This window comes from Flagellimonas lutimaris, assembly GCF_003581615.1.
GTDB classification, from domain to species: domain Bacteria; phylum Bacteroidota; class Bacteroidia; order Flavobacteriales; family Flavobacteriaceae; genus Flagellimonas; species Flagellimonas lutimaris.
Genome location: NZ_QXFH01000071.1, coordinates 48,015 through 61,968 on the forward strand (window position 1 = coordinate 48,015; position 13,954 = coordinate 61,968).

15 protein-coding genes are annotated in these 13,954 nt (G+C 40.3%); 12 read left to right on the plus strand and 3 right to left on the minus strand.

What is annotated here, in order from left to right:
- Positions 1 to 222: 222 nt before the first annotated feature.
- Entirely contained in the window at positions 223 to 582 is a 360-nt protein-coding gene (locus D2V08_RS09265) for a CoA-binding protein (RefSeq protein ID WP_119607810.1), read from the plus strand.
- Here D2V08_RS09265 and D2V08_RS09270 read toward each other — a convergent pair.
- Complete coding sequence (locus tag D2V08_RS09270; RefSeq protein ID WP_119607811.1) at positions 566 to 2,053, minus strand: sodium:solute symporter; 1,488 nt, start codon at positions 2,051 to 2,053, stop codon at positions 566 to 568. The two genes, D2V08_RS09265 and D2V08_RS09270, sit on opposite strands and share 17 nt — an antisense overlap.
- A gap of 76 nt (positions 2,054 to 2,129) precedes the next feature.
- Between D2V08_RS09270 and recR the strand changes: the two genes are divergently transcribed.
- From recR to D2V08_RS09315, 9 genes are all read left to right on the plus strand, one after another.
- Positions 2,130 to 2,750 carry a recombination mediator RecR gene (gene recR / locus D2V08_RS09275; protein WP_119607812.1) on the plus strand — a complete coding sequence of 207 codons (621 nt, stop codon included), beginning with the start codon at positions 2,130 to 2,132 and terminating at the stop codon, positions 2,748 to 2,750.
- Positions 2,751 to 2,829: 79 nt separating this feature from the next.
- Positions 2,830 to 4,194, plus strand: a complete 1,365-nt coding sequence (locus D2V08_RS09280) for a dihydrolipoamide acetyltransferase family protein (RefSeq protein ID WP_119607813.1) — start codon at positions 2,830 to 2,832, stop codon at positions 4,192 to 4,194.
- 72 nt (positions 4,195 to 4,266) lie between these two features.
- On the plus strand, positions 4,267 to 5,040 hold the full coding sequence (locus tag D2V08_RS09285; RefSeq protein ID WP_119607814.1) for a 3'-5' exonuclease: 774 nt from the start codon (positions 4,267 to 4,269) through the stop codon (positions 5,038 to 5,040).
- Between the two features lie 32 nt (positions 5,041 to 5,072).
- The gene (locus D2V08_RS09290; protein WP_119607815.1) at positions 5,073 to 5,684 is read left to right on the plus strand and encodes a fumarylacetoacetate hydrolase family protein; all 612 of its coding nucleotides are present in this window, start codon (positions 5,073 to 5,075) and stop codon (positions 5,682 to 5,684) included.
- Positions 5,684 to 6,022, plus strand: a complete 339-nt coding sequence (locus D2V08_RS09295) for an Hpt domain-containing protein (RefSeq protein WP_119607816.1) — start codon at positions 5,684 to 5,686, stop codon at positions 6,020 to 6,022. Before D2V08_RS09290 ends, D2V08_RS09295 begins: the two co-directional genes overlap by 1 nt.
- The gene (locus D2V08_RS09300; RefSeq protein ID WP_119607817.1) at positions 6,023 to 7,273 is read left to right on the plus strand and encodes a competence/damage-inducible protein A; all 1,251 of its coding nucleotides are present in this window, start codon (positions 6,023 to 6,025) and stop codon (positions 7,271 to 7,273) included.
- A 74-nt stretch (positions 7,274 to 7,347) separates the two neighbouring features.
- A complete protein-coding gene (rpmB, locus tag D2V08_RS09305) occupies positions 7,348 to 7,575 on the plus strand; it encodes a 50S ribosomal protein L28 (protein ID WP_100817573.1) in 228 nt (75 codons plus the stop codon).
- Positions 7,576 to 7,603: 28 nt separating this feature from the next.
- Positions 7,604 to 7,786, plus strand: coding sequence for a 50S ribosomal protein L33 (gene rpmG / locus D2V08_RS09310; RefSeq protein ID WP_119607818.1), 183 nt, complete (start codon positions 7,604 to 7,606; stop codon positions 7,784 to 7,786).
- Positions 7,787 to 7,824: 38 nt separating this feature from the next.
- The gene (locus D2V08_RS09315; protein ID WP_090299557.1) at positions 7,825 to 7,977 is read left to right on the plus strand and encodes a DUF4295 domain-containing protein; all 153 of its coding nucleotides are present in this window, start codon (positions 7,825 to 7,827) and stop codon (positions 7,975 to 7,977) included.
- Positions 7,978 to 8,048: 71 nt separating this feature from the next.
- Here the strand turns inward: D2V08_RS09315 and D2V08_RS09320 are convergent, their stop codons facing one another.
- Positions 8,049 to 9,929 carry a hypothetical protein gene (locus D2V08_RS09320; protein WP_119607819.1) on the minus strand — a complete coding sequence of 627 codons (1,881 nt, stop codon included), beginning with the start codon at positions 9,927 to 9,929 and terminating at the stop codon, positions 8,049 to 8,051.
- Positions 9,930 to 10,155: 226 nt separating this feature from the next.
- On the opposite strand from D2V08_RS09320, the gene ftsY reads away from it, so the two are divergent.
- Together ftsY and D2V08_RS09330 are read left to right on the plus strand one after the other, a co-directional pair.
- Positions 10,156 to 11,112: a signal recognition particle-docking protein FtsY gene (gene ftsY / locus D2V08_RS09325; protein ID WP_119607820.1), complete on the plus strand. Its 957-nt coding sequence runs from the start codon at positions 10,156 to 10,158 to the stop codon at positions 11,110 to 11,112.
- Positions 11,113 to 11,118: 6 nt separating this feature from the next.
- A complete protein-coding gene (locus D2V08_RS09330; protein ID WP_119607821.1) occupies positions 11,119 to 12,780 on the plus strand; it encodes an amidase family protein in 1,662 nt (553 codons plus the stop codon).
- Here D2V08_RS09330 and D2V08_RS09335 read toward each other — a convergent pair.
- Positions 12,777 to 13,865 (minus strand): serine hydrolase domain-containing protein, encoded by a 1,089-nt coding sequence (locus D2V08_RS09335; protein WP_119607822.1) that lies wholly within the window; start codon positions 13,863 to 13,865, stop codon positions 12,777 to 12,779. The genes D2V08_RS09330 and D2V08_RS09335 overlap by 4 nt on opposite strands.
- Positions 13,866 to 13,954 lie beyond the last annotated feature (89 nt).

The window sequence follows — 13,954 nt, forward strand, 5'->3', positions numbered from 1 at the left end:
CACCTTTGTAAGATGTTCTGTCTAAGTGAGACTACTAAATAACTATATGAAAAGAAGAAACCCCGGTAAAAATACCGGGGTTAAACATTGATAAGCTATACTAAACACTAACCATTAACTATAAAAATACAGTCTTACCAATGACAATAAGTTATGAAAAATAGACGACTTTATTTATGATAAGTTACAGTCTATACTAAAGTTTAACACAAAAATTAACAAATGCAAAAAACACTTGTCGTAGGGGCTTCTACAAACCCAAGAAGATACAGCAACACAGCAATTCGTAGGCTGGTTGACAACAATGTTGAGACAACCGCATTTGGGATACGTGGGGGAACTGTATCAGGTGTGCAAATTAAGGATAACTTGGGTGATTTTCAAAATATTGATACGGTAACTTTATATTTAAACCCCAAAAACCAAAAGGAGTACTATCAACAAATAATAGATCTTAATCCCAAAAGGGTCATTTTTAACCCTGGGACGGAAAATCCAGAGTTCTACAAAATCCTTGAAAATGCTGGGGTTGAGGTTGAGGTCGCTTGTACTTTGGTTCTACTTGCTACTGGTCAATATTAGTCTCTGTACCCGTTTTTTTGGTTCGGATCAGCCACAGGCCAATAAAAGTTAATAAACCGTTGAGCGGTAACAATTCATAACCAACTTGGTAGCCTCCCAAATAATCTGCTGGCACATTAGCAATCAAAACTATGGTAATCACCGAAACAATTGCTACTATCCAAACGTAAGCATCTTTAATTTTGTATTTGGTGAAAATACCAAAGGCGAAAAGACCTAATAACGGACCATAAGTATAACCTGCAACGGTCAGTAAACTATCAATAACGTTGCTGCTCAGAATGTACTTAAACGCAATAATCACAATTATCAACACTACACTCATTACAATATGCGTACGTTTTCTAATGTGCTTTTGTTCCTTTTCTTCTTTTTCCCCAACATTTAAAAAGTCCACGCAAAACGAAGTGGTCAATGAAGTTAAGGCACTATCGGCACTACTGTAGGCGGCAGCAATTAATCCGAGCATGAAGGTAATGGAAAGGGCCAGTCCCAAACTACCATTCAATGCGATCTCAGGAAATAATAAATCTGTTTTTGGTGTACCGTCCATTAAGGGAATACCAATACCTTCCCTTTTTGCATAAATGAAAAGCAAAGCGCCCAACAACATGAACAAGAATGTGGTCCCGACCAGAACAAAACTAAAGGACACCATATTCTTCTGTGCATCCTTCAAGGATTTACAGGTAAGGTTTTTTTGCATCATATCCTGATCTAGCCCCGTCATACAAATGGTCACGAACATACCCCCGACAAAAGATTTAATAAAATAGCTTTTGTTTAAAAAACTATCTGTCACCAAAAAATCATTGTAACTCTTTAATTCTTCCGATGCCAAAAACTCACTAAAACTCCAACCCAATTCTTGATTGATCATCGCTATGGAAAGGATTACGGCCAAAATCATAAAAAGAGTCTGCAGGGTATCTGTCCAAACAATGGTCTTTATACCTCCTTTATTGGTGTATATCCAAATCAATAATATGGAAATGACTACCGTAAACTCAAAACGGATCCCAAGGTCATCAAAAACAAACTGCTGTAAAACGATGGCCACCAAGTATAATCTAAAAGCGGCGCCCAATACTCGGGAGATAAAAAAGAAAAATGCCCCGGTTCGGTGGCTCACCTTTCCAAAACGATCGTGCAAATATTCATAAATAGAGGTAAGGTTGAGTTTATAGTACAACGGGAGAAGCACAAAGGCAACCACAAAATATCCAAATAGATAGCCTAGAACCACTTGCATATAGGTCAACTGGCTATCGCCTACCCAACCAGGAACCGATATAAAAGTCACACCAGAGAGCGACGCTCCAACCATTCCAAAGGCAACAACATACCAAGGTGATTGTTTTCCAGCCTTAAAAAAATCGGCGTTGGAATCGTTTTTTCCAGTAAAGTATGAGATAAGGATAAGCACCAAGAAATAGGCGCCTATAAGCAACAGAATTTGTGTGGCTGACATATATCTAATTTGAATTGCAAAGTACGAAAGTAAATTCGTAACAGTAAAATCGTAATTTTGCAAGAGAATTGATGCTATGGAATTTTCATCGAAGCTATTGGAAAACGCAGTTTACGAAATGTCACAATTGCCGGGAATCGGTAAACGAACGGCATTACGATTGGTGCTGCATCTATTAAAACAGCCCGAAGAAAGGACCGAACTGTTGGCTCATGCGTTGCTCAAATTGAAGGATGAGGTCAACTTTTGTAATAACTGCCATAATATTTCCGATACCGAAGTATGTGAAATATGCGCCAATCCAAAAAGGGATGAAACCATTGTTTGTGTAGTGGAAGATATCCGGGATGTAATGGCCATTGAGAATACCTCCCAGTATAATGGGCTGTACCATGTGTTGGGTGGTAAAATATCTCCCATGGAGGGTGTAGGCCCGCAAGACCTTACTATAGGCTCGTTGGTAAGAAAAGTTAAGGATGGAACGGTCAAAGAATTGATTTTGGCCCTAAGTTCCACCATGGAAGGCGATACCACCAATTTTTATATTTATAAACAATTGGATGGTTTGGAGGTCATAACCTCCACAATAGCCAGGGGAATTTCTGTTGGAGACGAATTGGAATATGCAGATGAAGTAACTTTGGGGCGAAGTATAATTAATAGAGTGCCTTTTGAAAATTCTATTAAAGCTAATTAATGAACATAAATCAAAAATAAGTCGATTTCTTTAGTATTTTTGTAAAATAATAATCGAAATTACTTTGATAAATACGAATATGTCAAAATTTGAATTGAAATTACCGCAAATGGGAGAAAGTGTCGCCGAAGCTACCTTGACCAATTGGCTAAAGGAAGTTGGCGATACCATTGAGATGGACGAAGCCGTCTTTGAAATTGCCACGGACAAAGTAGATTCCGAAGTTCCAAGTGAAGTGGATGGGGTATTGTTGGAAAAGCGGTTCGATGTAGATGACGTTATAAAAGTAGGTGAGGTTGTTGCCGTAATCCAAGTAGAGGGCGAGGTTGAAAATGCTGTAGATGATGGCGCCGGTGAGGAAGTATCAGTTGAGGAACCAGCAGAAGTGCCTGCCAGGGAATTGGAAGTTCAAATGGCCGGTGTAAAGGAATCAGTTTCTACTTCGACACCCGATTTTTCCAGTTCGGAAAGATTCTATTCACCTTTGGTGAAAAATATTGCCAAAGAAGAAAATGTTTCCATGGATGAATTGGAGGCCATTGTGGGCACTGGAAAAGAAGGCAGGGTAACCAAGAATGATATTATGGCTTATTTAGAAAGTCGTTCCAATGGTAGCCAAACCAAAGTAGAAGCTATACCTCAGCCCAAAGCCAAAACAGAAAAAGCGGCTACACCGTTGGCCCCAAAAGAAACCACAGCGGACAAGCCAAAAGAATCCAAGGTTCATGTTGGAGCAGGAGATGAGGTCATTCCATTGACTCGAATGGGTAAATTAATCGCCCATCACATGATTGAGAGTATTTCCACATCGGCACATGTACAAAGTTTTGTTGAAGTAGATGTGACCAACGTGGTAAACTGGAGGAACAAGGTGAAAAATGCTTTCCAAGAACGTGAAGGAGAAAAGTTGACTTTTACCCCCATTTTTATGGAAGCTGTGGCCATGGCCCTTAAAAAATATCCAATGATGAACATATCGTTGGACGGGGACAAGGTTGTCAAAAAGAAAAATATCAACTTGGGTATGGCGGCAGCCTTGCCCGATGGTAATTTGATCGTGCCTGTAATTAAAAATGCTGACCAATTGAACTTGGTGGGTATGGCCAAAACGGTGAACGATCTAGCCAGTAGGGCCAGAAACAATCAATTGAAGCCTGATGAGGTAAGAGATGGTACCTACACGGTGACCAATGTGGGTTCCTTTGGAAGTGTTTTTGGAACGCCAATCATTAATCAACCTCAAGTGGGGATTCTTGCTTTGGGAGCCATCAGAAAAATACCATCGGTTATCGAAACCGACCAGGGTGAATATATAGGTATCCGAAGTAAAATGTATTTGTCGCACAGTTATGATCACCGTGTGGTGAATGGTGCTTTGGGCGGCATGTTCGTAAAAGCGGTCGCCGATTATTTGGAGGCTTGGGACATAAACAGGGAAATATAGCAGGAAATCGTAGGTATTCCTGTCACTATTCTTAATTTAGAAGCCGAGTGAATTTTATTTAAAAAGTCCCACATGCAATTACAATTGACCAAACCTATCTGCTTTTTCGATTTAGAGACTACTGGTACCAACGTAGCAAAGGATAGAATTGTTGAAATTTCGATTCTTAAGGTTTTTCCAAATGGAAATAAAGAAAGTAGAACTTGGTTGGTGAACCCAGAGATGCCTATTCCGGCAGAATCTGAAGCTATTCATGGGATTTCTGATGAAAAAGTCGCCAACGAACCTACGTTTAAGCAGTTGTCCAAAGATATCTATGCGATGATCAGGGACAGTGATTTGGCCGGTTTTAATTCTGATAGGTTCGATATTCCATTATTGGCGGAGGAAATGCTCCGGGCCGATGTGGATTTTGATATGAAAAGTATGGTCTCTGTAGATGTGCAGACTATTTTCCATAAAATGGAAAAAAGAACCTTGGAAGCTGCTTACAAATTCTATTGTGATAAGAATTTGGACGATGCCCATAGCGCAGAAGCCGATACTTTGGCTACATATGAAGTTTTACTGGCGCAGTTGGAAAGGTACCCGGAATTGGAAAATGACGTTAAAAAACTGTCAGAGTTCACCACAAGAAGACAAAATCTTGATTTTGCAGGTTTTATAGGTGTAGATGAAAATGACAACCCTATTTTTTCTTTCGGTAAGCACAAAGGAAAAACCGTAGATGAGGTCATGGAAAAAGAACCAGGCTATTTTGGCTGGATTCTAAATGCAGACTTTCCATTATATACCAAAAAAGTACTTACTCAGATAAAGTTGAGCAAGCTCAATAATAAGTTTTAATAGAACAAGCGTTAACCCCCGATAAACAAATTATGAAGCTGATTTGTATAGGACGCAATTATGTAGACCATATTAATGAACTCAGTAATGAGCGTCCGGATGAACCTGTGGTTTTTATAAAACCCGATTCTGCCATATTGCCCAAAGAGCAGGATTTTTATATTCCCGAATTTTCCCAAGATGTACATTATGAAGTAGAGGTCTTGGTGAAAATTAAAAAAGTAGGAAAACATATTTCCAAAGAATTTGCCCATAAGTATTATGATGAAATTGGTTTGGGCATCGATTTCACGGCAAGAGACCTTCAATCCAAATTAAAATCCAAGGGATTGCCATGGGAAAAGGCCAAAGGGTTTGACGGAGCTGCCGTGGTAGGTAAGTGGTTGCCCAAGGACAAATTTAAAGATTTGGACAACTTGAATTTTTCACTATCCAAAAATGGTGAGAAAGTCCAAGATGGAAATACCTCTTTGATGTTGTGGAAGATAGATGAAATCATAGCCCATGTATCTACCTATTTTATGCTGAAAAAGGGTGATATCATTTTTACGGGTACGCCTGCTGGTGTTGGTAAAGTAAGCCCAAATGACTACCTTGTCGGTACATTGCAAGGAGAACAACTATTTGACATTAAGGTAAGATAATGATATACAACCTCGATAAGATAAATGAAATGGCAGAAGGAGATGAGGATTTTATCGTCTCTGTGATTTCTGTGTTTTTGGAAGAAGTTCCTGAGGATCTAGAAAGTCTGGAAAAGGCGATTGGCAGTAAGGACTACGAAAACATATATAAGCTAGCGCACAAAATTAAGCCCAACGTGGATATTTTGGGCATGGAGCATACAAGGGCCAAGGCACTCGAAATAGAGACCTTGGGCAAAACAACCGGTAGCATGGAAGAGATTGAGGAAAAATTTCCCATTCTGAAAAAGGATGTGCTTCAGGTTGTGACAGAATTAAAAAACGACTTCAATTTATAGATGCAAGCCGAGATAATCACCATTGGGGATGAGATTCTCATTGGTCAGATTGTGGATTCCAATTCAGCATTTATTTCCAAAGAGCTGAATAAAATTGGTGTCTCGGTCTATCAAATTACTTCCATACAGGATGACAGGGAGCATATTTTAAAATCCCTGAAAGAAGCTGGAGAACGTTCTTCGGTAGTTATTATCACAGGTGGTTTGGGGCCAACAAAAGACGATGTTACCAAACACACCCTTTGTGAATTCTTTGAAGATGAATTAGTTCGAGATAATGCCGTTTTAAGTCATATTGAAGAACTCTTCAAAAAATATATCACCACTCCCATTTCGGATTTGAACAGGGAGCAGGCCATGGTTCCGTCAAAATCCACGGTATTGCACAACGAGTTTGGAACGGCCCCTGGCATATGGATGAAAAAGGATAAAACTACTTTTATTTCGCTTCCTGGCGTTCCTTACGAGATGAAAGGTCTAATGATCAAGTCGGTATTGCCCAAAATTATTAAAGAATATCATCGACCCCATATCGTTCATAAGACTATTATGACCTATGGATTGGGTGAGAGCGCCATTGCTGAGAAGTTGGAGGACTGGGAAAACAACCTTCCTTCCTTTATCAAATTTGCTTATTTGCCCAACATAGGTAGGGTAAGGTTGAGACTTTCCGCGAAAGGTGAAGATAAGGAGGCGTTGATAGCGGGTATTGAGAAGCAGGTGAAAAAACTTTACCCATTAATAGGAGACATTATTTATGGTGAAGAAGAAGAGGACGGTAATGTAGAGAAGCAAATCGGCACTTTGCTTACCAATAAAAAAATGACCCTTGCTACTGCGGAAAGCTTTACAGGAGGAAGTATCGCGGAACATATTACTGCCGTACCCGGTGCTTCCAACTATTTCAAGGGGAGTATGGTCTGTTATGCCACTGCGGTTAAAGTGAATGTGTTGGGGGTTCCACAAGAACTGATAGACAAGTATTCCGTGGTAAGCGAAGAAGTTGCCATTGCCATGGCCAACAATGTGAAAAGCAAGTTGGGAACCGATTTTGCCATAGCCACCACGGGCAATGCTGGGCCTACAAAAGGAGATTCCGATGCCGAAGTTGGTACCGTCTATATAGCTGTTAGTACGCCGAATGGAACTTTTGCCCAAAAATTCGTTATGGGCAGGCACCGGGAAAGGGTGGTCAAAAAGTCTGTAAACAAGGCTTTTGAGCTCTTGTACAAAGAAATTTTAAATTTCTGAAAAAGATTTTTGTACGTCCCATTAAAATGGTATAAATTTGCAGCCTCAATAAAATCACTCAAATAGTTAGGGAGATGTCTAAAGTTTGTGAAGTAACAGGAAAAAAGGTGATGTTTGGAAACAACGTTTCCTTTTCTATCAATAAGACTAAAAGGAGGTTCGATGCGAATATCTCCAAGAAGAGGTTTTATATTCCAGAGGAAGATCGTTGGGTAACCTTGAACGTATCTGCCCGTGGGTTGAAAATCATCAACAAAAAAGGAATCTCTGCTGTCTTGAAGGAAATCAATTCCAAAAAGTAAGTTGTAAAAGCATTTTAAGTACAATACAATGGCAAAGAAAGGAAATAGGGTTCAGGTAATTTTAGAGTGTACAGAACACAAAGAATCTGGTAAGCCAGGTACTTCTAGATATATTACCACAAAGAACAAAAAGAACACGCCAGATAGGATGGAAATCAAAAAGTACAATCCTATTCTTAAGCGTATGACAGTTCATAAAGAAATTAAGTAATCGCTTTTTACAAAGTAAAAGGCAGAAAAATATAAGCCATGGCAAAGAAAACAGTAGCAACACTTCAGTCATCGTCCAAAAGATTGACAAAGGCCATTAAAATGGTTAAATCTCCAAAAACTGGAGCATACACTTTTGTGGAGTCTGTAATGGCACCAGAAATGGTTAATGACTGGTTGAACAAGAAATAAGGAAAACAATCCTTACATAAAATATTAAGGCCGCTATTTAGCGGCTTTTTTTATGGAGTAAATTATTCCTTTCAATTCTTATTGACTCTGTATGTAATTCTCCTGTTGGTGACCACCGAATTAACCCTAAGGGAAAGCGTGGCGGTATTAGAGGTTGTTGTGCCACAAATAAATTCATCATTGCCGGTCAATAACCGATATTGAACATTGTTTTCGCTTGGTGTTGGATTGATGGTCAATATGTTGGTGGTTGTTCCTGAGTACACCCCAGAATCTGAAAGGTTGAGCCAAGAGCCGCCATTATAATACTGCCATTGATAATTGTCCGCAGTTACAGTAGCAGATATAGTTGTTGTGCACCCAGGACATGTAGTTGTATTTACTGGCTGGGATGTAATGTTTGGTGCTGAACCTGCTTCTCTGTAGTCATAGGTAGTATTGGAATCGTTGTCGGCCGGGGTTGTATAACCATCGGAACCGCTTGTCACTATTCCCTCGGCATCAATGGTAACAGGATTAGGTCCCAAATAACCATCATCGTTAGTATCGGTAAATCCTGCTTCACGTACATCGTTGCATCCGTCACCATCGGCATCTAGCACATAAGCATCATAACTTCCATCGGCATCAGAATCCAAAATGGAATAGGAAGGAATTGCATACTCCGTATCAACATCTTCGATTGCATTGAACAGTCCGTTTGAGCCTGAGCTCGAAGTGGCTCCATCAATTCTACCATCGTTATTGCTGTCCGTAACGCCACTTTCGTTCAATACACCGGATTCGACAATATCATAAATTCCATCGTTGTCAGAATCTAGGTCAAACTCATTACTGATTCCATCTCCATCCGTATCGCAAATAGCACTTGCGAACAATTCTCCAGTAAAACCCTCAGGACCTGGACCAGCCTGGTTAGTGAGCGTAAAAGTATTATTGTTCCCGGGTATCCAGGGAATGGTGTTAAAGGGAGTTCCCCCTTGGGCTTCCATAAGCTCCAATGTAGTGGAAGAGGTAGTTCGGCTACCATAGAGACTTATTTGGCCATATTCATTAACAACCAATCGTATTCTGGGTACACCATTGGAATTGGCTACCCAAGGTTGACTTATAAAACTTCCATCCGATTGGAACACAAAATATTCATCACCAGCATCCAATGCCCCGTTTTCAAACTCCAAAACAGAAGGGTGAATTGTAGATCCATTAATATCCAATTGAAAAGAATTGTCCATAGATGAAAAATCAAGTCTCAAATATCCAGTGTCCGTATGGTTGATAACAACAGATCTTTCTCCCACATCCGATGAGGTGAGGAAAGAAGCATTAATTGAAGAACAATATTCTTCTTCATCAGTGATTCCGTCATTGTCATCATCGAGGTCAACTACATCGATTATTCCATCTCCATCTGAATCGGTTTGAGGAACGGATGTTGTTGAAATGGTAACATTATCAATATATGCGCGATCGTTGTTGCCGGACCAGTCATTTCCTCCTTTTCTAAAACGAATGGTGGTATTACTAGATATGTAGGCGGTGATATCTTGGTCAAAAGTTCCACTTTGGGTACCCGAAAAAGTATCCAGAGTGGTAAATGATGAACCATCGGAGGAAATCTGTATTACTAATGTCTCTCCTGATTCAAGACTGGATGTTCGCCAATCAAAAGACAAGGAAGCTGTAGAATAGGAACTTAAATCTGCCGATCTTCTAATATTTTCAGACCATATATATGCAAACCTTAACTCATTGTTGGTTACCCTTATATAACCATTTGCAGGATTGTTGTTATCATTGAACTCTTGCCAATTGGAGGACCAATTTTGGGTTCCATCATTGTTTGCGTATGATACCGAGCTAAAGGTATCCGAAAATGTATCTTGTGCTGTAATTGTTATGGAAAACAATGCCAACAACAATATTACTATCCTTTTGATTGGATTTTTCATAGAATTTTGAGAGAACTAAACCAAGATAAAAGTAAACAAGTGTCCCAAGGCACTCTAATATTTGTTGTGTAGGTATGCATTACATCGGCAAAACCTTGAGGAATTGAGGTTTGTACTTTTTTATAAAATAAGATTATGTTTATGCGATACTTGTATTTTGGGTGCATTTTGACTTAACATAACTCCCCTTACTTTCCTATCTTTGACTATTCTCAAAGAACATAGGATGAGCTTATTCAAAAATATATTTTCAAAGGACAAAAAGGAGACCTTGGACAAGGGGCTCGAAAAATCCAAGACCAGTTTTTTCGGTAAGTTGGGGAAAGCTGTAGCAGGTAAATCCAAAGTGGATGATGAGGTGCTGGATAGTCTCGAGGAAATCCTGGTTACTTCAGATGTAGGTGTGAATACCACTCTAAAAATTATTGATCGCATTGAAGAGCGTGTTTCTCGTGATAAATACATGGGAACCGATGAACTCAATACCATTTTGCGTGAAGAAATAGCCGGACTACTTTCTGAAACCCAAGCAGGGGAGGACAGTGAAATTACCATCCCAAAGGATAAAAAGCCTTATGTGATTATGGTGGTGGGCGTAAACGGTGTAGGTAAAACAACTACGATCGGTAAACTGGCCCATAAGTTTAAAAACAAGGGAATGAAGGTGGTTTTAGGAGCAGCCGATACGTTTCGAGCAGCAGCCATTGACCAATTGGAAGTTTGGGCCAAGCGAGTTGATGTACCCATCATAAAACAAAAAATGGGAAGTGACCCTGCTTCTGTAGCGTTTGATACCCTAAACTCTGCTGTGGCGGAAAATGCCGATGTGGTTTTGGTGGATACCGCTGGACGTTTGCACAATAAGGTCAATTTGATGAACGAACTTTCCAAGATAAAGCGAGTAATGCAAAAGGTTGTTCCAGATGCCCCACATGAGGTCCTTTTAGTGTTGGATGGTTCTACGGGACAAAACGCTTTTGAACAAGCGAAGCAATTTACTAAGGCGACCGAGGTAACCAGTCTGGCTGTGACCAAATTGGACGGAACCGCAAAAGGAGGAGTTGTTATAGGTATTTCCGATCAATTCCAGATTCCCGTAAAATATATCGGAGTTGGCGAGGGTATTGAAGATCTTCAGGTGTTCAATAAATATGAATTTGTCGACTCATTTTTCAAAATATAAGCTACTATGTACAAATACCTTTTTTGTTCTTTTCTACTGATAGGATTCATTTCATGTAAACAAAAAAACTCGGAACCAAAGGAAGATATTGTCCTATGGACACCTTACAATGATTCATCGGAAGTAGCTGCTAGTGTGGATAACAAAAGTCCACGGATGCGCTATAAGTTTATCCAGAGCAAGGTCTTGGATAAGAACGAGGTGTTTTTACCCTTGTACGATGAAGTGTCCAAATTTACTGAAGAGCAATACGAAAAAATGAAACCTTTGGTTTTGGAGCAGGATATTCCAACCATTCAAAACCATATAGATTCAGGAGCGTTTACCTACGAAGATTTGGTGTTGTTCTATTTGCACAGAATCTATAAATATGAATTGCCTAACAATACAACCCTCAATACCATAATTGCACTGAATCCCAATGTGCTGGAAGAATCACGACAGCTGGATGAAAGCAAAGGGACCCACCACCTTATTTATGGTATGCCTATTTTATTGAAAGATAATATCGGAACAGCCGAAATGAAGACTACGGCTGGTGCCATCGCTCTAAAGGAAAACCAGACTGATGATGCTTTTATCGTAAAACGTTTGAAGTCAAAAGGAGCATTGATATTGGGGAAGGCAAACCTTAGCGAGTGGGCCAATTTTATATGTGGTGTATGTCCCAATGGACAAAGTGCCGTAGGTGGACAAACTTTGAATCCTTACGGTAGGAGAGTCTTTGATACAGGAGGTTCCAGTGCAGGTAGTGGAACATCCACAGCGGCCAATTATGCAGTTGGTGCCGTGGGAACCGAAACTTCAGGGAGTATACTTTCCCCATCGAGCCAGAGTTCAGTGGTAGGATTAAAACCAACCATTGGTTTATTGAGCCGAACTGGAATCGTACCTATTTCCAGTACCTTGGATACCCCTGGTCCGATGACCAAAAGTGTGACGGACAACGCTATTCTCTTGGATGCGATGTTGGGCAAGGATGAGGCAGATTATAAATCGATAAGTGCAGAACCCGGAATTTTATCCGCTTGGATGCATCCTGAGCTTCTTAAAGAAACCCGTCTTGGGGTAATGACAAGCTTAATGGAAAGGGATTCCATTTATGCTGCCAATGTGGAAGCTTTGCGAGAAGCAGGGGCGCAAATCATAGAATTTGAATCAGAGAATATTCCATTGGAAGGTTTCACCACCTTGTTGAACTTGGATATGGAACAGGATTTACGTGCTTATTTGAACGCAGAGGTGAAAGATAGGGACGCTGTGAAAGTAGAATCAGTGGAGGATGTGGTCATCTTCAACAAGCAAGATTCTCTAGTTAGGATACCCTATGGACAAGCTCGTTTTGATGGTATCTTGGCAGATTCGACCACCGCAGAACAATTTGAAAAAATAAAAAAGGATTTAAAAGAATCAGGAAGAGCCTTCTTCAAAATAATGGAAGACAAGCAGCTAGATGCCGTGTTGAGTATCAATAATTACCATGCAGGCTACGCCGCTGTGGCAGAATATCCGGCCCTGACCATTCCGATGGGGTACAAAACTGATGGCGAGCCCGAAAGCTTGACCTTTATCGGAAAACCATTTTCAGAAGCACACTTGCTTCGCATTGGAAAGGCATTTGAAGAGCTGACCAAGGCTCGAAAAATTCCAGAAGGGTATCAGAACTAATCGATGTAGGCACTTAATTTTTCCCAAAGCTGATTATCAAAACTGGAGAGGCCGAGCGAATTTTCACCAGCATCTTCGCCCATCCTTACAATCACAAGGTTTTCACTGGGGACGATGTATAGTTTTTGGTCATTTTTGCCCAACCCTGCATACAAATCATTAGGCGCATTAGGAATTAACATACCTTCAAATTCAATTTGTAGACCCGGTCCACGATAACTTTCTTTGCCGTTCAACCACCACAAATACCCATAAGATTTGTTTAAACTTTGGGAAGTATTCTTCATGGCACTTAAATAATCTGTATCAGCTAATATAGTTTCTCCATCCCAAACACCATTGTTCAAGTTTAGTAGGCCAAATCGAGCCATGCTACGAGCTGTGCTGAAATAGACATTGTTGGTCCCCGAAGTGGAAAACCAAAATCCATTCATGCCAATTCTATCCCTTAAGCGAGAATTAAAATAATCGGTCCAACCCATATCCGAGGCATTGGAGACAACACTTTGTAAAAGGGTGTAGGGCCCATTGTGATAGGCCCAGCGAGTTCCCGCATCTGCCAAATACGTAAGGCATTCTGGCGTAACGCAATCAAATTCTGAATCATCCATGCCACTGGTCATTGTTAGTTGATGCCAAATGGTGATCAAGTTTTCTTTTTCCGTGGTTAAACTGGTCCAACCTTCACCCAAATAGTCCGATGAGGAACCTTCAATGTTCAGTAAACCCTCTTCTTGGGCCAAACCTAAGGTGAATGTGGTCAAAGTTTTTCCTGCGGATGCCCAATACCAACTCGTGTTTTGGTCGTGGTCATCAAAATACCATTCCACTGCAATCTTTCCATCTTTTAAAATTATAAATGCCTTGGTGGATTTTTCAACCAATAGGTCTTGAAGTTCTTGTTCTGCATCAGTATTCCAAGATAAATCCGAGGGAGACACTGTTTCCCATTCAGCTGTTCTGGAAGGAGGAAAGTAGAATTGGCTTTCTTCAGGGTTAGGAGCAGGGTCACTTACTACTTCGTCAGAAGCGCAACCCAAAATAAGGAACAAACCTGTAAGAAATAGTAAGTAGAAATGCTTCATGGTGCTGGAATTTAGACTTTTGACTACAATCGGGGCTATTGGTTTAACGAAGAAGTGCTAAAAATATGCAGGCAATTCGATGTAATGCC